This is a genomic window from Halomonas sp. SL1, assembly GCF_003030865.2.
Taxonomy (GTDB): Bacteria; Pseudomonadota; Gammaproteobacteria; order Pseudomonadales; family Halomonadaceae; genus Halomonas; species Halomonas halophila.
This window is the reverse complement of sequence record NZ_PYUQ02000021.1, coordinates 16,437-36,488: the sequence shown is the minus strand read 5'-3', so window position 1 is coordinate 36,488 and position 20,052 is coordinate 16,437. Positions and strand designations below refer to the sequence as shown.

Genomic DNA, 20,052 nt, shown 5'->3' with positions numbered 1-20,052 from the left:
TTTCGTTGGCGGCTTCTCCGGCGCTCAGTTCAGCGTGTAGCAGGGCTCGTATTCGCCGGCCAGCTTCATGCGGCCCTGGGCGACGAAGGAGTTCAGCAGCTCGTCGAGTCGGGCCATGAGTTCGGGCTCGGCGTTGAGGCGGAAGGGGCCGTGGGCCTCGATCAGCCGGATGCCGCGTTCCTTGACGTTGCCGGCCACGATGCCGGAGAAGGCGCGGCGCAGGTTGGCGGCCAGTTCGTGCACCGGCTGTTCGCGATGCAGGGCGAGATTGGCCATGGTCTCGTGGGTCGGATCGAAGGGCGCCTGGAAGTCGCGGGCCACGGTCAGGCGCCAGTTGTAGTAGAAGGCGTCCTGGCGCCGGCGGCGATACTCGGTGACGCCGTCGATGCCCTTGCGCATGGTGCGTGCCACCTCGACCGGGTCGTCGATGATGATGTCGTAGAGCTCGCGCACGGAGTCGCCCAGGGTGTAGACCAGGAACTCGTCGATGCGCTTGAAGTAGTCGGCGGAATCGGCGGGACCGGTGAGAATCACCGGCAGCTGCATGTCGGCGTTGTCCGGGTGGAGCAGGATGCCGAGCAGGTAGAGGATCTCCTCGGCGGTGCCGACCCCGCCGGGGAACACGATGATGCCGTGGCCCAGGCGCACGAAGGCCTCCAGGCGCTTCTCGATGTCCGGCATCACCACCAGCTCGTTGACGATGGGGTTGGGCGCCTCGGCGGCGATGATGCCAGGCTCGGAGACGCCCAGGTAGCGGCCTTCGGCGCGGCGCTGCTTGGCGTGGGCCACGTTGGCACCCTTCATCGGCCCCTTCATGGCGCCGGGGCCGCAGCCGGTGCAGATATCCAGCTCGCGCAGCCCCAGCTGGTAGCCGACGTGCTTGGTGTAGTCGTATTCCTCGCGGGAGATCGAATGGCCGCCCCAGCACACCACCATGCTCGGGTCGCGGCTGGGGTGCAGGGTGCCGGCCTTGCGCAGGATATGAAAGACGGCGTTGGTGGTGCCTTCGCCGGTGGTCAGATCGAAGCGCTGGTGGGTCTGGATCTCGTTGTAGACGTAAACGATGTCGCGCAGCACCGAGGAGAGGTGCTCGCGGATGCCGCGGATCATCTTGCCGTCGACGAAGGCCTCTGCGGGGGCGTTCGTCAGCTTGAGGCGAACCCCGCGGTCCTGCTGGATGACCTCGATGTCGAAATCGGGATAGGTCTCCATCAGGGCCAGGCCATCGTCGGTCGGGTTGCCGGAATTCAGCACCGCCAGGGCGCAGCTGCGCAGCAGCTCATGGAGCCCGCTGCGGGAGGTGTCATGCAGCCGGTTGACCTCGTGCTGGGAGAGGATCTCGAGGCTGCCTTCCGGGGAGATGGTGCTGGAAATGGTATTGGCCATGCAGCGCGTCCGTGTCACTGGAAAGGGAGCGGCGGTGTCCGATCGTGCCTGGCCTTCGCTTGCCGGCGCGTCGGATCGCGCCTGGATGACGGCTCGCGGCCGTCTCCTTCGATGCTACCACGCCCCCGGCGAAGGCGCAGCGCTGCGCGCCTCGGGGGGAACTGGTAGAATCTTCAGGCCCGGTCCTTCTGGTCAAGATGCCTTCCGTCATGTTCAACGCCCTGTATTTCCGTACCTTCATCACGCTCGTCGAGACCGGCAGCTTCACCCGGACCGCCCAGCGCCTGGAGATGACCCAGCCCGGCGTCAGCCAGCACATCCGCAAGCTGGAGCGCTACCTCGACAAGTCGCTGCTCGACCGCCAGGGGCGTCGTTTCGTGCTGACAGAAGCCGGTCGGCGGGCCTATGACTACGCCCTCAAGCTGTTCGCCGAACACGAGCAGTTTCGCCACTCCCTGGACGACGAGAGCCTCGACAGCGGCGAGTGCCGCATCGCCTCGCCGGGCAGCGTGGGGCTGATGTTCTATCCCTTCATCCTCGGCCAGCAGCAGATGCATCCGGGGCTGACGGTGAGCTACAGCTTCGCCTTCAACCACGAGATCGTCACCGACGTGCAGGCCGGCCGGCATGACCTGGGCATCGTCACCGAGGCGGTGCGCCACCCCGAGATCGACTGCGAGGCCTGGCACCAGGAGCCGCTGTGCCTGGTGGTGCCGGCGGACTTCACCGGCACCGGCCTGGCCGACCTGATGGCGCTGGGCTTCATCGGCTATGCCGATGGCGTCAACCGCGCCGGCGGGGTGCTGCGACAGAACTTCCCCGGCGAGTTTCGCTCGATGAGCCACTTCCCGCGCCAGGGCTTCACCAACGAGGCCAGCATGGTGCTCGACGCCGTGGCCCGGGGGCTCGGCTTCACCGTGGTCTCGCGGCTGGTGCTCGAGACCTCGCCCTGGCAGCGCCAGGTGCGCGAGCTGTCGTTGCCGAATCCGGTGCAGGAAACGCTCTACCTGGTCACCCGGCGCGGCATGCGCATGCCGCGGCGCTATACACGTCTGCTCGAGGCGTTCCGAGAGCATCGTCACCACGAACGCTATGGCCACGGCGAGCCCGGCCTTGCCGATCTCGGCGAGGTGCCGGGCGCCGGTGGCCCGCACGGCTGAGTCCCGTCGGCTCAGGTCGCTCACCGCACCATTCTGATCCCGAAACGACAGCGCCCCGCCGAATGGCGGGGCGCTTGCTTGCGTGGCGTCGGGCGCGCGGGATCACTCCCGGTAGGCGTCGATGCTCGGGCAGGAGCAGATCAGCTGGCGGTCGCCGAGCACGTTGTCGACCCGGTTGACGGTCGGCCAGTACTTGGCCGCCTTCACCGCCTCGGAGGGGAAGGCGCCCAGCTCGCGCGAGTAGGGGCGCTCCCAGTCGGCGTCCATCAGGTCGGCCATGGTGTGCGGCGCGTTGACCAGCGGATTGTTGTCGGCAGGCCATTCGCCGGCCTCGACTCGGGTCACCTCCTCGCGGATCGCGATCATGGCGTCGCAGAAGCGGTCGAGCTCGTACAGCGACTCGGACTCCGTCGGCTCGATCATCAGCGTGCCGGGCACCGGGAAGGACATGGTCGGCGCATGGAAGCCGTAGTCCATCAGGCGCTTGGCGATGTCTTCCTCGCTGATGCCGGAGTCGGCCTTGAGCGGGCGGATGTCGATGATGCACTCGTGGGCCACGGTGTCGTTGGCGCCCTTGTAGAGCACCGGATAGTGCTCGCCCAGGCGGGCGGCGATGTAGTTGGCGCCTAGGATGGCGAGCTCGGTGGCCTCGCGCAGGCCACGGGCGCCCATCATCTTGATGTAGGCCCAGGAGATGGGGAGGATCGAGGCGCTGCCGAAGGGCGCCGCCGCCACCGCGCCGCTGCCGGCCTCGACGCCGTCCAGCGGACGCACCACGTGGTTGGACACGTAGGGTGCCAGGTGCGACTTGACGCCGATCGGGCCCATGCCCGGGCCGCCACCACCGTGGGGAATGCAGAAGGTCTTGTGCAGGTTCAGGTGGCTGACGTCGCCGCCGAAGTCGCCGGGGCGGGCCAGACCGACCTGGGCGTTCATGTTGGCGCCGTCGATGTACACCTGGCCGCCGTGGCCGTGGACGATGTCGCAGGCCTCGCGCACGCCTTCCTCGAACACGCCATGGGTGGAGGGGTAGGTGAGCATGATCGCCGACAGGGACTCGGCGTGCTGTTCGGCCTTGTCACGCAGGTCGGCGAGATCGATGTTGCCGTCGTCGTCGCACTCCACTACCACGACCTTCATGTGTGCCATGGCCGCGGACGCCGGGTTGGTGCCGTGGGCGGAGCTCGGGATCAGACAGACGTCGCGGTGCCCCTGGCCTTCGGCCTGCTGGTAGCGGCGGATCGCCACCAGGCCGGCGTACTCACCCTGGGCGCCGGAGTTCGGCTGCATGGAGATGTGGTCGTAGCCGGTGATCTCCACCAGGAAGTCGGCCAGCTCGTCGATGATCTGCTGGTAGCCGGCCACCTGATCCTTGGGCGCGAAGGGGTGGATACGCGCCAGTTCCGGCCAGGTGATGGGGATCATCTCGCTGGTGGCGTTGAGCTTCATGGTGCATGAGCCCAGCGGGATCATGGCATGGGCCAGCGACAGGTCCTTGTTCTCGAGGCGCTTGAGGTAGCGCAGCATCTCCGTCTCGCTGTGATAGCGCCGGAAGGTCGGATGCGTCAGGAACTCGGACTCGCGCTGGCTGCCCGCCGGGATGCCGCTCCTGCCGGCCTCGACGACCTCGGCATCGAGCACCGACACCGCCTGGCCGTGCTCGGCGTCGAGCAGCACGTCGAACAGCAAGTCCAGATCGTGGGCGGTGGTGGTCTCGTCGAGGCTGACGCCGATGTCGCCGTTGTCGAAGTAGCGCAGGTTGACGTCATGGGCCATGGCGCGGCCGTGGATCTTGCGCGCATCCACGCCTGTCAGGCGCAGGGTGTCGAACCAGCTGTCGTGGGCCAGGCTCACGCCGCCGCGGGTCAGGCCCTCGGCGAGGATGGTGGTCAGGCGATGCACGCGGCCGGCGATGGTGCGCAGGCCTTCGGCGCCGTGGTAGACGGCATAGAAGCCGGCGATGTTGGCCAGCAGCGCCTGGGCGGTGCAGATGTTGGAGGTGGCCTTCTCGCGGCGGATATGCTGCTCGCGGGTCTGCATGGCCATGCGCAGCGCGGTCTCGCCGCGGCTGTCCTGCGAGACGCCGATGATGCGACCCGGGATCGAGCGCTTGAGCTTGTCGGTGGTGGCGAAGAAGGCGGCATGCGGGCCGCCGAAGCCCATCGGCACGCCGAAGCGCTGGGCGGAGCCGACCACCATGTCGGCGCCCATCGCGCCCGGTTCCTTGAGCAGCACCAGCGACAGGATGTCGGCGGCCACGCAGGTCATGATGCCCTTGCCCTTGGCGGCTTCGAGCAGCGGTGCCAGGTCGTGAACGCGGCCGCCGTCGCCCGGGTACTGCAGCAGAGCGCCGAAGACATCGTGCTCGGCGACTTCCGCGGCCGGGGCGACGATCAGCTCGAAGTCGAAGTAGTGGGCGCGGGTGCGCACCACGTCGAGGGTCTGCGGGAAGACGTCGTCGGCGACGAAGAAGGCGTTGGTCTTGGCCTTCTTGTTGGCGCGACGGCACAGCGCCATGGCTTCGGCGGCGGCGGTGGCCTCATCCAGCAGCGAGGCGTTGGCCAGGCTCATGCCGGTGAGGTCCATGACCATCTGCTGGAAGTTGAGCAGGCCTTCCAGGCGCCCCTGGGAGATCTCCGGCTGATACGGGGTATAGGCGGTGTACCAGCCGGGGTTCTCCAGCACGTTGCGCTGGATGACCGCCGGCAGGTGGGTGTCGTAGTACCCCTGCCCGATGTAGCTCCGGGCCACGCGGTTCTGGCGAGCCAGGCGATGAAGGTAGTCCAGGGCTTCGGCTTCGCTGCGCGGCGGGTCCAGGTCCAGCTCGCGGCCCAGGCGGATGCCGGCCGGCAGGGTGCGCTCGAGCAGGCTGGCCAGGCTGTCCATGCCCAGAGTGTCCAGCATGGTGGCCACGTCGGAGGCCTCCGGGCCGTTGTGGCGACGGAGGAAGGCGTCATGGTTGGCCAGTTCGGCCAGGCGGCGTTGTTCGAAAGCCATGGAATACCCTATTGCGGTCGCGCCCGATGCGGGCAGGAATAAAGGGAAGAGGGGAACGCGGGGCACGGCGCCAGGGGTGCCCTGGGCGGCCATGCCCCGCCGCCGGGACCGACGGGGTCGGATCAGTCCTCGGCGTCGGCCAGCGCCTGGTAAGCGTCGGCGTCGAGCAGGTCGTCGAGAGCGCTGGTTTCCTCGAGGCGCAGCTTCAGGATCCAGCCGTCTTCATAGGGCGATTCGTTCAGGGTCTCGGGCGCGTCCTCGAGTTCCTCGTTGACCGCGACGACCTCGCCGGACAGCGGGGCGTAGAGATCGGAGGCGGCCTTGACCGACTCGACCACGCCGAACTCGTCGCCCTTGGCCAGGGCGGCACCCACCTCGGGCAGCTCGACGAAGACCACGTCGCCGAGGGACTGCTGGGCGTGGTCGGTGATGCCGATGGTCACCGTGCCGTCGCCGTTGTCGAGGATCCACTCGTGGCTTTCGGCGTAGCGCAGGTTGGCGGGGATAGCACTCATGACGTTTTCCTATACGAAAAAGGTTTCTGGTGTGGGGGCATCCTAACGCCCCCGGCGGCGTTTGGCGAGCCCCGGACGCCATGGGGCATTGCGGGGGGATGCGTGAACGCCCCTCCCAGCGTAGGCCGGGCCGGGGATTCCTGCTCGTTTGTCATGGCGTGAGCCTGCTCGGCGCCGTATGCCGAGTGTGCGGGCCGTAACGGAGCCGGGCTTGCTCCCCTGGTGGCAGGCGGCTAGAGTGGCGCCTGTTTCCGATAAGAAACAAGTTTCTCCGAGTGCGGCGGGTGTGGCCGCGCTGGCGCCGGTGCGTCCGGTGTCAGATGCGATCTCGGCTATGCTTCATGCTGTGAGCTGGCGAAATTGCCGTATTTTCCTATAGGAGACTAGAGCGCCAACGGAATGATCCGCTATGGTACGCGAGTTCGTATCATCGTTGGTATCACTCGCCCGCAAGACATTGCACGTTGGTGCATAACAACAAGCTTTAGGGAGACAAGACGTGGAAACCTTGACCAATTTTCTATCGGCCATCGAAGGGGTCGTGTGGGGCCCCTTGATGCTGGTGCTGCTGCTGGGGGTCGGCCTCTATCTGCAGGCCGGCCTGAAGGCGATGCCCATCCGCAAGCTGGGCACGGGCTTCAAGCTGCTGTGGAAAGGGCGCAGCACCGAGAAGGGTGAAGAGGGCGAAGGCGAGGTCTCGCCGTTCAATGCGCTGATGACCTCACTGTCCGCGACCATCGGCACCGGTAACATCGCCGGTGTGGCGACCGCCATCTTCCTCGGCGGTCCCGGCGCGGTGTTCTGGATGTGGATCACCGCCCTGGTGGGCATGGCCACCAAGTTCTCCGAGGCGGTGCTGGCCGTGCGCTATCGCCAGGTCGACGAGGCCGGCGATCACGTCGGCGGTCCGATGTACTACATCCGCAACGGCCTGGGTCAGAAGTGGGCCTGGATGGGCGGCGCCTTCGCGCTGTTCGGCGCTGTGGCGGCCTTCGGCATCGGCAACACCGTGCAGTCCAACTCGGTGGCCGACGGCCTGGGCGAGTCCATCGGCCTGCCGCACTGGGTCACCGGCCTGGTGATCATGGTGCTGGCCGGCGCCGTCATCCTGGGGGGCATCAAGCGCATCGCCAAGGTGGCGGGCAAGCTGGTGCCGATCATGGCCGTGGCCTACATCGTCTGTGGCCTGCTGGTGCTGATCATCAATGCCGACCAGATCGGCCACGCCCTGGGCCTGATCTTCGGCCATGCCTTCACGCCGATCTCCGCGGCGGGCGGCTTCGCCGGTGCGGCCGTGGCCAAGGCGATCCAGTTCGGCGTCGCCCGCGGCGTGTTCTCCAACGAGGCCGGCCTCGGCAGCGCGCCGATCGCCCACGCCGCGGCGCAGACCAAGAACCCGGTCCGCCAGGGCCTGATCGCCATGCTCGGTACCTTCATCGACACCATCGTGGTGTGCTCCATCACCGCGCTGGCGATCCTCACCACCGCCTGGACCTCCGGCGAGACCGGCGCGGCCCTTACCACGCTGTCGTTCAACGAGGCGCTGCCGGGCATCGGCCAGTACGTGGTGTCCTTCGCCCTGGCGGTGTTTGCCTTCACCACCATCCTCGGCTGGGCCTTCTACGGTGAGAAGTGCTTCGAGTACCTGTTCGGCGTGGGCGCCATCAAGTACTACCGGGTGGTCTACATCCTGGCCATCTTCGTCGGCTCGGTGCTGCCGCTCGGCTTCGTGTGGCTGCTGGCCAGCGTGTTCAACGCCATGATGGCGATCCCGAACCTGATTGCCCTGGCGCTGCTGTCGCCGGTGGTGTTCAAGCTGACCCGCGACTACTTCGACGGCAAGGAAGTGCTGCCGGGCGAAGACCTCAACAAGTAAACAACATGCGGCGCGGGACCGTTCTCCGGCCCGCGCCCTCGCTTTCATGGGAGTGATACGACCGCGATGAACGAACAACGCCAGACGCCGCTTCACGATCTCCATCTCGAACTCGGTGCCAAGATGGTGCCCTTCGCCGGCTACAGCATGCCGGTGCAGTACGCGCTGGGCGTCAAGAAGGAGCACGAGCATACCCGCCAGGCCTGCGGCCTGTTCGATGTCTCGCACATGGGGCAGGTGCTGGTACGTGGCCCCGAGCCGGCCCAGGCGCTGGAGACCCTGGTCCCCGCCGATCTGGTCGGCCTGGCCGAGGGGCAGCAGCGCTATGGGCTGTTCACCTCCGAGGAGGGGGGTATCCTCGACGACCTGATGATCGTCAATGGCGGCGATCACCTCTACCTGGTCGTCAATGCGGCCTGCAAGGAACAGGACATCGCTCACCTGCGTCGTGGCCTGGCCGGTCACGAGGTCGAGGTGCTGGATCGTGGCCTGCTGGCGCTGCAGGGGCCGAAGGCGGCCGACGTCATGGCGCGCCTGTGTCCCGAGGCCTGCGAGATGGTGTTCATGCAGCACGGCCGCTTTACCCTCGACGGCATCGAGACCTGGGTCAGCCGCAGCGGCTACACCGGGGAGGACGGCTTCGAGATCTCGGTGGCCGCCGAGGACACCGAGGCCCTGGCGCGTCGCCTGCTGGCCGAGGAGGAGGTCGAGCCGATCGGGCTGGGGGCGCGCGATTCGCTGCGCCTCGAGGCCGGGCTGTGTCTCTACGGCCACGATATCGACACCGCGACCACCCCGGTGGAGGGCGGCCTGATCTGGGCCATCGGCAAGCCGCGCCGCCGCGGCGGCGAGCGGGCCGGTGGCTTCCCCGGTGCCGATCTGATCCTGCATCAGGTGGCCGAGAAGGATCATCGCCGCAAGCGTGTGGGCCTGCTCGGCGAGGGGCGTGCTCCGGTGCGCGAGGGCGCCGAGCTGTTCGACGACCAGGGCAATGCCGTGGGCGTGGTGACCTCCGGCGGCTTCGGCCCCAGCGTCGGCAAGCCGGTGGCGATGGGCTACGTGACCATCGACCGGGCTGAGGTCGGCACCACGGTCTTCGCCGAGGTGCGTGGCAAGCGCCTGCCGATGGTGGTCAGCAAGATGCCCTTCGTTACCCCGGGCTACCATCGCGGCTGATGTTATACCGTTATCTCAGCATCCTGGACTGAGTACATCGACGAAGCCGTGTTTCGCAGGTGCGTCGAGTCAGAGACGGCCATCCCGAAGGGGTGGCCGTTTTTTGTGCGCGTCGTGCGGATGGTGTGTGGAGAATGGGCCAGGGCTGAGCGGCCAAGGAGAGGGAGCGTCAGTCGTCCCGCACCCAGCGAAACGTCAGGCTGATCCGCAGGCCGTGAGCGCGCCTCGGCAGCAGGGCATGCTCCAGGTCGGCCTGTGTGCCGGGTCCCATCAGCAGCAGGCTGTCGTGGGGCTGGTCGACGTTGAAGGCCGGGGCGTGGCGATCCTTCCAGCGAAAACGCAGCGGGCGGTCGGCGCCGAGGCTGACGGCGGCGATCAGCGGCGCCTCGCCGAGCTCCGGCTCGTCGTCGCTGTGCCAGCCCATGCGCTCGTCGCCGTCGGCATAGCGGTTGAGCAGCACGCTGTTGAAATGGGTCTCGATGCCGGTGCGAGCCAGTCGCGCCACGGCGGCGTCACGAATCGCCAGCGCGACGGGATGCCAGGGCGTCGGCGCGAAGTGCTGGCCCGAGTAGCGGTAGTCGGCGTCGCCCATCCACACCTGGCGGCGGGGAATCGGGTGATCGCGGCCGTAGAGGCGCAGCGTCGGGCGCTGCCAGTCCAGTTCGGCGTCGAGCCGGGCCAGCGCCGCGTCGGCGGCATCGCTGCCCAGCAGACGGGCGAAGCGATGCAGCGGTGGACGCTCGAGCAGCCGCTCGCCGTCATCGGCGGAGGGAGAAAACAGATCCATCCCCTTAGGGTGCCAGCCCAGGTGTCAGGAAACCATTGCCAGTAGATCTGGCAATTGAGGGGGCAGACTGCCCTAAGCAGATTGAGGGGTCTGACCCCTAAGAGAAGTTCATATCCGGAGGGTGCAGCCCGGTAGTCAGGCAATCAGCGCCAGGCTTGCCAGCGCCATGGCATAGCCGATGGCGGCGCCGGCGATGACATCGCTGATGTAGTGCAGGCCGAGGCCGACCCGGGAGATCGCGATCAGGGCGGCGACCGGGATCAGCGCCGGCAGCAGCCAGGGCGAGTGCGCCGCGACCAGGGTGCAGAACATCACCGCGTGCATGGTATGGCCGCTGGGAAAGCTGTAGCGATCCCGGGCCGGCTCCTGGCAGGCGATGCTCGAGAAGGTGATGAAGGGGCGCTCGCGGCACAGCCGCGTCTTCACCAGCCGGTAGAAGGCGATCGCCACCAGCGCGGTCAGGGTGTAGTGGAAGGTCAGTCGCCAGCCCTCGTCGCGGCCGTGCAGCCAGGGTTGGCCGGCGATCAGCGCCATCCAGATCGGCCAGTCGCCGGCCTTGCTGGCCAGGCGCAGCGACCACAGCCAGGGGCGGTGGATGCTGAACCCGGCCAGGCGCTGGCAGAGGTGCCATTCGAGCGTATCCAGGCGGTCAAACACGGCAGGGGCGCGAGGTTTCATCGGACATCTCCCGGGCGTGGGTCAGGGCGGCGAGAAAGTCATCGGTGATGGCGGGCCAGCGGTAGCCAAGGGCGCGCTGGCGGGCGGCGCGGCCGAGGCGGCCGTAGCGGGCCGGCTGCTGGCACAGCGCCACCGCGGCGTCGCGGAAGCCGGCCTCGTCGCCGACCGCCAGATGCACGCCGTTGACGTCGTCCTCGATCAGCTCCGCGCCGGCGGCGTGGCGGAAGGCGACGGTCGCCAGGCCGCTGGCCATGGCCTCGAGCAGCACGTTGCCCCAGGTCTCGGAGATCGACGGGAAGACGAACAGGTCGGCGCTGGCGTAGTAGCGGATCAGGTCGTCCGGCGAGACGAAGCCGGCGAAGTGGGCCTGGGGCAGGGCGCGCTCGAGGTTGGCGCGGCCGGGGCCGTCGCCGACCACCACCAGCGTGAGGCCGGGATGGGCGTCGAGCATGGCGGCGAAGGTGTCGCGCAGCAGGTCGAGGTTCTTCTCCGGCGCCAGTCGGCCCACGTACAGCGCCACCGGGCGGTGCTCGTCGGCGCCCCATTGCTCGCGCAGGGCCGGGTCGCGATGGGCCGGGGAGAAGCGTTCGCCGTCGATGCCGCGCGCCATCACCTTGACCCGCTCGAAGCCGCGCTGGCCGAGGTCGCGGGCCTGGGCGTGGGTCGGCACCAGAGTGGCGCCGCAGCGGTTGTGGAAGCGGCGCAGGCGCTGGGTGACCAGCGGGCGCAGCCAGTCGACGCCGTAGTCCCGGCAGTAGTGATCGAAGTTGGTGTGCCAGCCGCTGACCACGGGAATGCCCAGCTTCTCGGCGGCGGTCAGCGCCGACCAGCCGAGCGGGCCCTCGGTGGCCACGTAGACGACGTCGGGGCGCTCGGCCTGCCACAGCCGACGGATGCGGCCGCCGGAGGGAAAGCCGAGGCGCACCTCGCGATAGCCCGGCACGGAGGCGCCGCGCACCTGGAGTTCGCTGTCCATGCCCTCGGCGCGATGCTCGCCGTTGGCGGGGCGCGGACGCACCAGCTGCAACGAGAAGCCGCGTTCCCGCAGCTGGCCGCTGAGCTGGGCCAGGGTGTGGGCCACGCCGTTGATGTCCGGCGTCCAGGTTTCGCTGACCAGGCAGATGCGCATGTCCATCCTCGTGACGTCGGTGGCCGGAGTGGCCCCGTTGACGATTCAGGATGGCCGGGCGGGGTGACAGCACCGCGACATCGTCATGACGCCGCGATGACAGTCGTCGCGGCTTTCGACCAAGTCAACGCAGCACGGTGCGGGGGTCGATGGGCTTGCCGCCGTGACGCATGTCGAACAGCAGGTCATAGCGCCCGGTGGAGGCATGTCGGCTCACGGTGCACAGCGGCGTGCCCTGGCTGACCCGGGTGCCGCTGTCCACCAGCAGGCTGTCGCACATGGCGTAGACGCTCTGCAGGTTGTCCGCATGGTGCACGATCACCACCCGGCCGAGCTGACGCATGCTGTCGGCGAAGCGGACCTCGCCGTCGGCCACGGACTTGGCGCGGGCGCCCTGGTCGGTGGCCAGCAGCATGGGTTGCAGGGTGCCGCGGCTGTCCTGGCCGAAGGCGCGGGCGACCCGATAGTCGTCCAGCGGCCAGGGCCAGTCGCGGGCATCGCTCGGCACCGGGCCGGGATCGGGCGCCGGCCGCGGGCTCGGTGACGACGAGCGTGACGGGGCGCTGGACGTGCTGCGGCGGCTCGAGGCGGTCCGGGTGCCGTGCAGCGGCACCGAGACCAGCTGGCCGACCTTGAGGTCGGTGGGGCTGACGCCAGTGTTGGCCGCGGCAATGCTGACCGGCGAGGTGCCGAAGCGCCGGGCGATGGCGCTGTAGGTATCCCCGGGGCGGATCTGGTAGCGATAGGGGCCGCCGGACGGGGCGCGCTCGTTCTGGCTGGGCACCAGGATACGCTGCCCCACGGCCAGGCCGCGCGGATTCACGCCGGGATTGAAGCGTCTCAGCCGCACCAGTGGCACGTCGGCGCGTCGTGCGATCGCGCCCAGGGTGTCGCCTCGCTGGATGGTTACCCAGTTGCCGGCGGGCGAGCCGCCGCGCATCACTCCCGAGGGGCCGGCGCAGCCGGCCAGCAGGGCGATCAGCAGCAGCGTGAGAAACGTCAGGGCGTATCGAGGGCGGCGTCCTTGGCCTGCCACTGGGCGTTGAGCCATGTGTGGAAGCGTTCCTTGTAGGCGGGATCCTGGTGATAGTCGCCCTGAGTCATCCACTCGGGCACGGTCAGGCGGCGGGCAGTCAGGTGGATCGTGCCCTCGCGGCCGCAGAGGAAATCCCAGAAGCGGGGTTCGGGGCGCGAATAGCGAAGCGTCACGTCGAGAATGCCGCCCAGCCGGTCGCCGAGCAGGCCCAGCACCTGGGCGATGCCGCCGGCGCGCGGCGGCAGCAGGTGCCGGTAGGGGCTGTGGCGGGCGGCGTGCTTGGCCGGCGTGAAGCGGGTGCCTTCGACGAAGTTGTAGATGGCGATCGGGCGCTCCCGGGCATGGGCGCACATGCGTTCGGTGGCTTCTCGGTCGCGGCGGGCCAGGTGCGGATGGCGTTCGCGCTGCTCGCGGGTCAGCCGGCGCAGCATCGGGAACTCCAGTGCCCAGAAGGCCAGCCCGACCACCGGGATCCAGATCAGCTGGCGCTTGACGAAGAAGTGCGGCATCGGCAGCCGACGGTGCAGGGCCAGGAACAGCGCGAAGATATCGGTCCAGCTGCGGTGATTGGCCAATACCAGCCACCATTCGTCGCGGCTCAGCCCCTCCGGCAGGTCGACGCGCAAGTCGGGGCGAATCCAGTGGCGGATCCACCACAGGTTGACGTCGACCCAGCCCAGGGCCACGCCGTTCAGCCAGCGCAGCACCCGGCGCCGCAGCGGGCGGCCCGGGGTGATCAGCTTGAGCAGGGTGAGCGCGATCAGCGGCACCGCCCAGCACAGGGTGTTGAGGGTCAGCAGCAGCAGGCTGACGATCCCCCTGAGGGTCGACATGCCGTCGGTCTCCTTGAAGAAAGCTATAGGGGTCAATGCTAATGGATCGTGGCGGGGGTGCCCAGCGGTGAGGGCAACATCATGCTTGGGGGCCTGTGTCGTCGACGACTCGGGCCGCTCCGGCGCCAAGTCGCGAGGACACGCAGGAATACTCTCCTGTCGCCCGCGATGGCCTGCGGCGCTTCGCATTCGGCTCCGCTTGCAGGGCCAGTGCTGGCCATCCTTGGTCAAGACGCCCGCTACGACCTGTCCACGGCGCCTCTCGTCCTCGTCAGTCCCTCAGTTCGGGAAGATCCTCGAAAAGCGACAGCGCATCGGGATTGGCCAGTGCTTCCCTGTTCCTGACCGGCCGGCCGTGGACCACGTTGCGCACGGCGAGCTCCACCAGCTTGCCCGACAGGGTGCGCGGCAGGTCCTCGACCTGGAGGATCTTCGCCGGCACGTGACGCGGGGTGGCGTTGGCGCGGATCGTCTGGCGGACCTTGTCGCGCAGGGCGTCGTCCAGGGTCAGCCCCGGGCGCAGGCGCACGAACAGCACCACGCGGATATCGTCTTCCCACTCCTGGCCGATGCACAGCGACTCCAGCACCTCCTCGACCTTTTCCACCTGACGGTAGATCTCGGCGGTGCCGATGCGCACCCCGCCGGGATTGAGCACGGCGTCCGAACGGCCGTGGATGATCAGGCCGTCCTCCGGGGTGATCTCGGCATAGTCGCCATGGGCCCAGACGCCGGGGAAGGTGGAGAAGTAGGCGTCGTGATAGCGCTCTCCGTCGGGGTCCTTCCAGAATCCCAGCGGCATGGCGGGGAACGGTTGCGTGCACACCAGCTCGCCCTTGTCGCCGCGCAGCGGCCGTCCCTCGTCGTCGTACACGTCCACCGCCATGGCCAGCCCGCGGCACTGGATCTGGCCGCGATGGACCGGGCGAATCGGGCAGCCCAGCGCGAAACAGGAGACGATGTCGGTGCCGCCGGAGATCGAGGCCAGCAGCAGGTCGGCCTTGATGTCGCGATAGACGTAGTCGAAGGAGGCGTGAGACAGCGCCGAACCGGTGGACAGCACCGACCGCAGCGCCCCGAGATCGTGCTCGTGGCCGGGGCGCAGGCCTTCCTTCTCGCAGGCGGCCAGGTAGCGGGCACTGGTGCCGAACACCGTGATGCCCTCGCGTTCGGCCATGGCCCACAGCGCGTCGGGCGAAGGCGAGAAGGGCGCACCGTCGAACAGCACCAGGGTGGCGCCCGAGGCGAGCCCGGAGACCAGCCAGTTCCACATCATCCAGCCGCAGGTGGTGTAGTAGAACAGCACGTCTTCGGGGCCGAGGTCGGTGTGTAGACGATGTTCCTTGAGATGCTGCAGCAGGGTGCCGCCGGCCGAGTGCAGGATGGCCTTGGGCGTGCCGGTGGTGCCCGAGGAATAGAGCAGATAGAGCGGGTGATCGAAGGGCAGCGAGACGAAGTCGATCTCGGTGGCATCGTGATCCAGGACATCGTCCCAGGCCACGGCCCCGGTGATGTCGCCAAGCTCGGGCGCGTCGGCGAGGAAGGGGAAGACCACCACCCGCGCCAGGCCGTCGATGGCACCGGCGATCTCGGCCAGCCGCGGACGGATGTCGATGGCCTTGCCGTTCCAGGTGTAGCCGTCGGCGGCGATCAGCACGCGGGGGCCGATCTGGCCGAAGCGGTCGAGTACGCCCTGGACGCCGAAGTCTGGCGAGCAGGAGGACCAGATGGCGCCGAGGCTCGCGGCGGCGAGCATGGCGATCACCGCGTGCTCGCCGTTGGGCACGATGCCGGCGACGCGATCGCCCGGCACCACGCCGAGGTCGTGCAGCGCCGAGGCCAGGGCGGCCACCTGGCGATATAGCGCCTCGTGGCTCAGCTCGCGGCGCCGGCCGCGCTCGTCGTGGACAATCAGCGCCGGGTGCGCGTCGCGCCGGCGCAGCAGGTTCTCGGCGAAGTTCAGCCGGGCGTCCGGGAACCAGCGGGCGCCGGGCATGGCGTCGGGGCGTTCCAGCACGCGCTCGCCGCGTCGCTCGGCGATGATGTCGGCGTCCTCCCACAGCTGGGTCCAGAAGGCCTCGGGATGTGCGAGGCTCCAGGCGTGCAGGGCGGCGTAGTCGGGCATCTCGATGCCGTGCTGGCGTTCGAGCCGGCGCATCAGGGTGGCCAGGCGAGTCGCCTCGATGGCCTCGGGAGACGGTTGCCAGAGCGGATCGGCCATGGGATATCCCTCCTGGTCGCGTTTACCTGTCTTGAGACTAGTCGGCGCTGAGGACGGGGGCGGTGATGGTTTCCTGGATGACCTCCCTCAGCGCCTGCGCGGCCACCGAGAGCGCCTCGGCGTTGGCCGAAAGCACCCCCACCGCGCGCTGGATGGTCGGTGCCTCGAGGGTCAGGCAGCGCGCCCCGAGTTCGTGCATCTGTTCGATGCACAGTGACGGCACCGCGCTGACGCCGAGTCCGGCGGCCACCATGCGGCCCACGGTGGCGAGCTGATAGCTCTCGAAGGCCACCGGCAGCTCGATGCCCTGGGCGCGCAGCTGCTCCTCGATCATCAGGCGCACCATGGAGGGGCGCTGCAGGGTGATGAAGTCCTCGGAAAGCAGCGTGGGCCAGTCCACCCGCTGGCGGCCGGCCAGCGGCGAATCGGCCGGTACCACGGCCACGAAGCGGTCCTCGAACAGCGGCGTGAAGTGCAGGGTGTCGGTGGCTTCCGGGGCGAAGGCGATGCCCAGCTCGACGCGGCCCTGACGCACCATCTCGATGACCTGCTCGTTGATCACGTCGTGAACGGTGACGTTGATCTGCGGGTAGCGCGCGCGAAAGGCCCCGAGCACGGTGGGCAGCTGGTTGCCGGCGAAGGAGGGCATGGCGGCCACGGCGACCCGGCCCAGTCGCAGGGTGAAGCGCTGGCGCAGCAGCTCCTCGGTGTTGTCCCAGTCGGCCAGCAGGCGCTTGGCCAGCGGCACCAGGGACTCGCCCTCCGGGGTCAGCCGTACGCGGCGGGTGCTGCGGGTGAGCAGCCGCCCGCCAAGCGATTCTTCCAGGCTCTTGATGGTCAGGCTGAGGGCCGGTTGAGACAGGTGCAGCCGCTCGCAGGCCTGGGTGAAGCTGAGCGTCTGGGCCACGGCGAGAAACGCGCGGAGTTGCTTGACGGTCATGGAGGCTCCGCTAGTCTATTTGATACTTAAAATAATCCATAAAAAAATCAAACTTAACAAATATATGATCCCCGTCGACACTGCTGGGGGTCGGCAACACAGCGTCATCAACGGACCATGAGATGAAGCGTCTTCCATGATGGCTCCGCAACAACAACCACTTTTTCCAACCAGGCGAGGCAGATATGGCCGGATTCGACAAGCGAGTGGGTTCCTTTGAGGAGGCAATGGCCGGTATCGAGAGCGGCATGACCGTGATCGCCGGCGGCTTCGGGCTGTGCGGCATCCCCGAGAACCTGATCGGCGAGATCCAGCGTCGCGGCGTCAAGGACCTGACCGTCTATTCCAACAACTGTGGCGTGGACGGCTTTGGCCTGGGCCTGCTGCTCGAGGATCGCCAGATCAGCACCATCTACGCCTCCTACGTGGGCGAGAACGCGCTGTTCGAGCAGCAGATGCTCGAGGGCGACATCGAGGTGGTGCTGACGCCGCAGGGGACCCTGGCCGAGAAGATGCGCGCCGGCGGTGCCGGCATTCCGGCCTTCTACACCGCCACCGGCTACGGGACACCCATCGGCGAGGGCAAGGAGGTCCGTGAGTTCAACGGTCGCCACTATATCCTCGAGGAATCCGTCGTCGGCGACTTCGCCATTGTCAAGGGCTGGAAGGCCGATCGCTACGGCAACGTCATCTATCGCGACACTGCCCAGAACTTCAATCCGCTGGCCGCTACCGCGGGCAGGATCACCGTGGTCGAGGTCGAGGAGATCGTCGAGCCCGGCGAGCTGCCGCCGGACCAGATCCATACCCCGGGCATCTACGTCGATCGCATCATCCAGGGCACCTTCGAGAAGCGTATCGAGAAGCGCACCGTGCACCAGGGCTAAGCGCGTCATTACACGATCAACGATGAGGCGAGCCTGTCCGGGAAAGCCTGCGCGAGGCGCTGTGAACCCATCCTTGGGCGCTACTTTTGCCATCCATGGCAAAAACCCTCGCTTCGCCTTTCCCCGACGGTCGTCAATCATGACAGACAAGAGGCAATCACGATGGCACTGACTCGCGAACAGATGGCTATGCGCGTGGCGCGCGAACTCGAGGACGGTTTCTACGTCAATCTGGGCATCGGCATTCCCACCCTGGTGGCCAACTACGTGCCGGACGACATCGACGTCATGCTGCAGTCCGAGAACGGCCTGCTGGGCATGGGCCGCTTCCCCACCGAGGAGGAAGTGGACCCGGACATGATCAACGCCGGCAAGCAGACCGTCACCGCCCGTCCCGGCGCGGCGATCTTCTCCTCCGCGGAATCCTTCGCCATGATCCGCGGCGGCCACGTCGACCTGACCGTGCTCGGCGCCTTCGAGGTCGACCAGAACGGCAACATCGCCTCCTGGATGATCCCCGGCAAACTGATCAAGGGTATGGGCGGCGCCATGGACCTGGTGGCCGGCGCCGAGAACATCATCTGCACCATGACCCACGCCTCCAAGCACGGTGAGTCCAAGCTGCTGGAATCCTGCAACCTGCCGCTGACCGGCGCCGGTTGCATCAACCGCGTGCTGACCGACCTGGCCTACCTCGAGATCGAGAACGGCGCCTTCGTGCTCAAGGAGCGCGCCCCGGGCGTGTCGGTCGAGGAGATCAAGGAAAAGACCGCCGGCAAGCTGATCGTGCCGGACCACGTGCCGGAGATGGTCTTCGCCGACTGACGTCGTCAAGGATTTTTTCCTTTCATGGCCCGGGCTTGCCCGGGCCATCTCGTTGCTGGCGGGTGCCGAAAAACTGACCATTCCAAGCGGCACGGCCATGTCACGGGGCTCGTCGTCGCTTGTGCCGACACGATGCACAGTGTTATCCACAGAAACTGTGGATGGTCCCGCCGGCGCGACGTGAGCCGGGACGCCTCGAGGCCGAATCGTCAAGGGATGCGAGCGGATGTCGGGCCGAAAAACGGCGGGTGAGACATCGTGTGAATGGCCACGAAAAACGCCCGCCGGACTGGCGAGCGCGTGGGTTCGAGGGCATGTCGTTCGGAGACGGCGCCCAGGTTTTGTGCGAAAAGTCGGCGAGCGCAGACAGTTTTCGTACAGAACCTAGGTGAGCTCGCAGCGGGTGTGGTGTGGCAGCAGCAGTTCGGCGCAGCGCTCCTGATTGGCGCTGACCTGCTTCTGCACCAGCGCCAGGCCGCCGGAGGATACGCGATGCTCGTCGCCCTCGGCGAAGACCAGCCGCCGGGCGGGGCCGGGATAGAAACGGTAGTCGAGCAGCGGCGACACGGGCAGGATGCCGTGATGGCGGTCGCCGCTGCCCGTGATGCCCGCGTCGGCCAGGGCCGCGTCAAGATGGCTGAGGCGCTGCCCGAGTCTCGCGCAGTCGAATCCGGGGTGGTGCAGGCGCGGCCCCATGGCGGCCAGCCAGCCGGCCAGCGGGTGCGCCGCTGCCAGGGTCTGGTAGGTGGCCCAGTCCGGCATTGGCCAGGGACGACCGCGGCACAGCAGGTTCTGGCCCTTGGTATCGGCGTCGGCGGCCTGGTTCACCAGCCGCTGCAGGGCCTCGCGGGGCGGACGCGACAGGGTGCCGAGCTGAAGCTCTGCCAGCACCAGCCAGGCGCCGTCGTCGGGGGCGGCGAGCAGGGTGGCCAGCAGGCCGCGGTCGGCCATGGCAAAGCGCTGACGCGGGCGATAGCCGAAGCGCACCAGGGTCGGCAGCAGGGCTTCCATGGACCAGGGGCCATGATTGAGGGTCAGCAGCGTCAGGTATTCCGGTGGCGCCTCCACCGGCCATAGTCGCAGCCCGCCCAGGTCGGGGTGCTGATGCACGTAATCCAGCCACAGCTGCTGGATGAATTCTTCCCGCTGCATCCTGCCTCATCCTCTTTTATGCGTCGTTGTCCTTTCAGGCAGTGTAAGCTGCGGGGGTGTGGGCGGATTCAACGAGGCAGGCGGCAGGGCCATGACGCAAGAAGGCCGCCCGGAGGCGGCCTTCGTCTCGCACGCGTCGCGTGGCTTACTGGGCGGTCTCGACCGGCATCAGTGCCTGCTCGCGCACGTACTGGTCGAACTCGGTGAACCCGCCGATGTGAGTCTGGTCGGCGAAGATCTGCGGCACGGTCTCGACCGGCTTGCCGATGGTCTTTTCCATGTCGGCCTTGGTGATGCCTTCCTCATGGATGTCCACGTAGCGATGCCCCTGGATGGCGCCGGCGCTCTCGAGCTTCTCGGCGAGGTCCTTGGCGCGAACGCAGAACGGGCAGCCGGGGCGGCCGAAGATGACGACGAACATGACAGACTCCTTGCATCACGGATGCATCGAAAG

At 67.8% G+C, this 20,052-nt stretch carries 17 protein-coding genes; 5 read left to right on the top strand and 12 right to left on the bottom strand.

The features are described from left to right. Window positions 1-24: 24 nt before the first annotated feature. Window positions 25-1,386, bottom strand: a complete 1,362-nt coding sequence (gene ppnN, locus C9J49_RS14205) for a nucleotide 5'-monophosphate nucleosidase PpnN (protein ID WP_035595853.1) — start codon at window positions 1,384-1,386, stop codon at window positions 25-27. Window positions 1,387-1,595: 209 nt separating this feature from the next. Between ppnN and C9J49_RS14200 the strand changes: the two genes are divergently transcribed. Continuing rightward, window positions 1,596-2,546 (top strand): LysR family transcriptional regulator, encoded by a 951-nt coding sequence (locus tag C9J49_RS14200; protein WP_035595855.1) that lies wholly within the window; start codon window positions 1,596-1,598, stop codon window positions 2,544-2,546. 102 nt (window positions 2,547-2,648) lie between these two features. Here the strand turns inward: C9J49_RS14200 and gcvP are convergent, their stop codons facing one another. Next, a complete protein-coding gene (gcvP, locus tag C9J49_RS14195; RefSeq protein ID WP_107181961.1) occupies window positions 2,649-5,543 on the bottom strand; it encodes an aminomethyl-transferring glycine dehydrogenase in 2,895 nt (964 codons plus the stop codon). Between the two features lie 122 nt (window positions 5,544-5,665). Then, on the bottom strand, window positions 5,666-6,058 hold the full coding sequence (gene gcvH / locus C9J49_RS14190) for a glycine cleavage system protein GcvH (RefSeq protein ID WP_016854840.1): 393 nt from the start codon (window positions 6,056-6,058) through the stop codon (window positions 5,666-5,668). Window positions 6,059-6,557: 499 nt separating this feature from the next. Here gcvH and C9J49_RS14185 point away from each other — a divergent pair, with 499 nt between their 5' ends. After that, window positions 6,558-7,934 carry a sodium:alanine symporter family protein gene (locus C9J49_RS14185; RefSeq protein WP_035595861.1) on the top strand — a complete coding sequence of 459 codons (1,377 nt, stop codon included), beginning with the start codon at window positions 6,558-6,560 and terminating at the stop codon, window positions 7,932-7,934. 66 nt (window positions 7,935-8,000) lie between these two features. Further along, window positions 8,001-9,110 carry a glycine cleavage system aminomethyltransferase GcvT gene (gene gcvT / locus C9J49_RS14180; protein WP_107181960.1) on the top strand — a complete coding sequence of 370 codons (1,110 nt, stop codon included), beginning with the start codon at window positions 8,001-8,003 and terminating at the stop codon, window positions 9,108-9,110. Window positions 9,111-9,279: 169 nt separating this feature from the next. Here gcvT and C9J49_RS14175 read toward each other — a convergent pair whose 3' ends face one another. From C9J49_RS14175 to C9J49_RS14145, 7 genes are all read right to left on the bottom strand, one after another. Further along, window positions 9,280-9,897, bottom strand: a complete 618-nt coding sequence (locus C9J49_RS14175; protein WP_107181959.1) for an alpha-ketoglutarate-dependent dioxygenase AlkB — start codon at window positions 9,895-9,897, stop codon at window positions 9,280-9,282. A gap of 135 nt (window positions 9,898-10,032) precedes the next feature. Then, on the bottom strand, window positions 10,033-10,575 hold the full coding sequence (locus C9J49_RS14170; protein ID WP_107181958.1) for a phosphatase PAP2 family protein: 543 nt from the start codon (window positions 10,573-10,575) through the stop codon (window positions 10,033-10,035). Continuing rightward, the gene (locus C9J49_RS14165; RefSeq protein ID WP_046078737.1) at window positions 10,547-11,704 is read right to left on the bottom strand and encodes a glycosyltransferase family 1 protein; all 1,158 of its coding nucleotides are present in this window, start codon (window positions 11,702-11,704) and stop codon (window positions 10,547-10,549) included. Before C9J49_RS14165 ends, C9J49_RS14170 begins: the two co-directional genes overlap by 29 nt. A 124-nt stretch (window positions 11,705-11,828) precedes the next feature. After that, on the bottom strand, window positions 11,829-12,755 hold the full coding sequence (locus C9J49_RS14160) for a LysM peptidoglycan-binding domain-containing protein (RefSeq protein ID WP_246124613.1): 927 nt from the start codon (window positions 12,753-12,755) through the stop codon (window positions 11,829-11,831). Further along, complete coding sequence (locus C9J49_RS14155) at window positions 12,704-13,573, bottom strand: acetyltransferase (RefSeq protein WP_035595871.1); 870 nt, start codon at window positions 13,571-13,573, stop codon at window positions 12,704-12,706. The genes C9J49_RS14160 and C9J49_RS14155 overlap by 52 nt, the downstream gene beginning before the upstream one ends. A 271-nt stretch (window positions 13,574-13,844) precedes the next feature. Next, window positions 13,845-15,794, bottom strand: a complete 1,950-nt coding sequence (locus tag C9J49_RS14150) for an acetoacetate--CoA ligase (protein ID WP_046078736.1) — start codon at window positions 15,792-15,794, stop codon at window positions 13,845-13,847. 37 nt (window positions 15,795-15,831) lie between these two features. Beyond that, window positions 15,832-16,734, bottom strand: coding sequence for a LysR family transcriptional regulator (locus C9J49_RS14145; protein WP_046078735.1), 903 nt, complete (start codon window positions 16,732-16,734; stop codon window positions 15,832-15,834). 185 nt (window positions 16,735-16,919) lie between these two features. Here C9J49_RS14145 and C9J49_RS14140 point away from each other — a divergent pair, with 185 nt between their 5' ends. Together C9J49_RS14140 and C9J49_RS14135 are read left to right on the top strand one after the other, a co-directional pair. After that, complete coding sequence (locus tag C9J49_RS14140) at window positions 16,920-17,621, top strand: CoA transferase subunit A (protein ID WP_035595878.1); 702 nt, start codon at window positions 16,920-16,922, stop codon at window positions 17,619-17,621. Window positions 17,622-17,783: 162 nt separating this feature from the next. After that, the gene (locus C9J49_RS14135) at window positions 17,784-18,446 is read left to right on the top strand and encodes a CoA transferase subunit B (RefSeq protein WP_035595879.1); all 663 of its coding nucleotides are present in this window, start codon (window positions 17,784-17,786) and stop codon (window positions 18,444-18,446) included. Between the two features lie 384 nt (window positions 18,447-18,830). Here the strand turns inward: C9J49_RS14135 and C9J49_RS14130 are convergent, their stop codons facing one another. Further along, on the bottom strand, window positions 18,831-19,598 hold the full coding sequence (locus C9J49_RS14130; RefSeq protein ID WP_035595880.1) for a hypothetical protein: 768 nt from the start codon (window positions 19,596-19,598) through the stop codon (window positions 18,831-18,833). A 145-nt stretch (window positions 19,599-19,743) separates the two neighbouring features. Then, window positions 19,744-20,019, bottom strand: coding sequence for a GrxA family glutaredoxin (locus C9J49_RS14125; protein WP_035595881.1), 276 nt, complete (start codon window positions 20,017-20,019; stop codon window positions 19,744-19,746). Window positions 20,020-20,052: the final 33 nt, after the last annotated feature.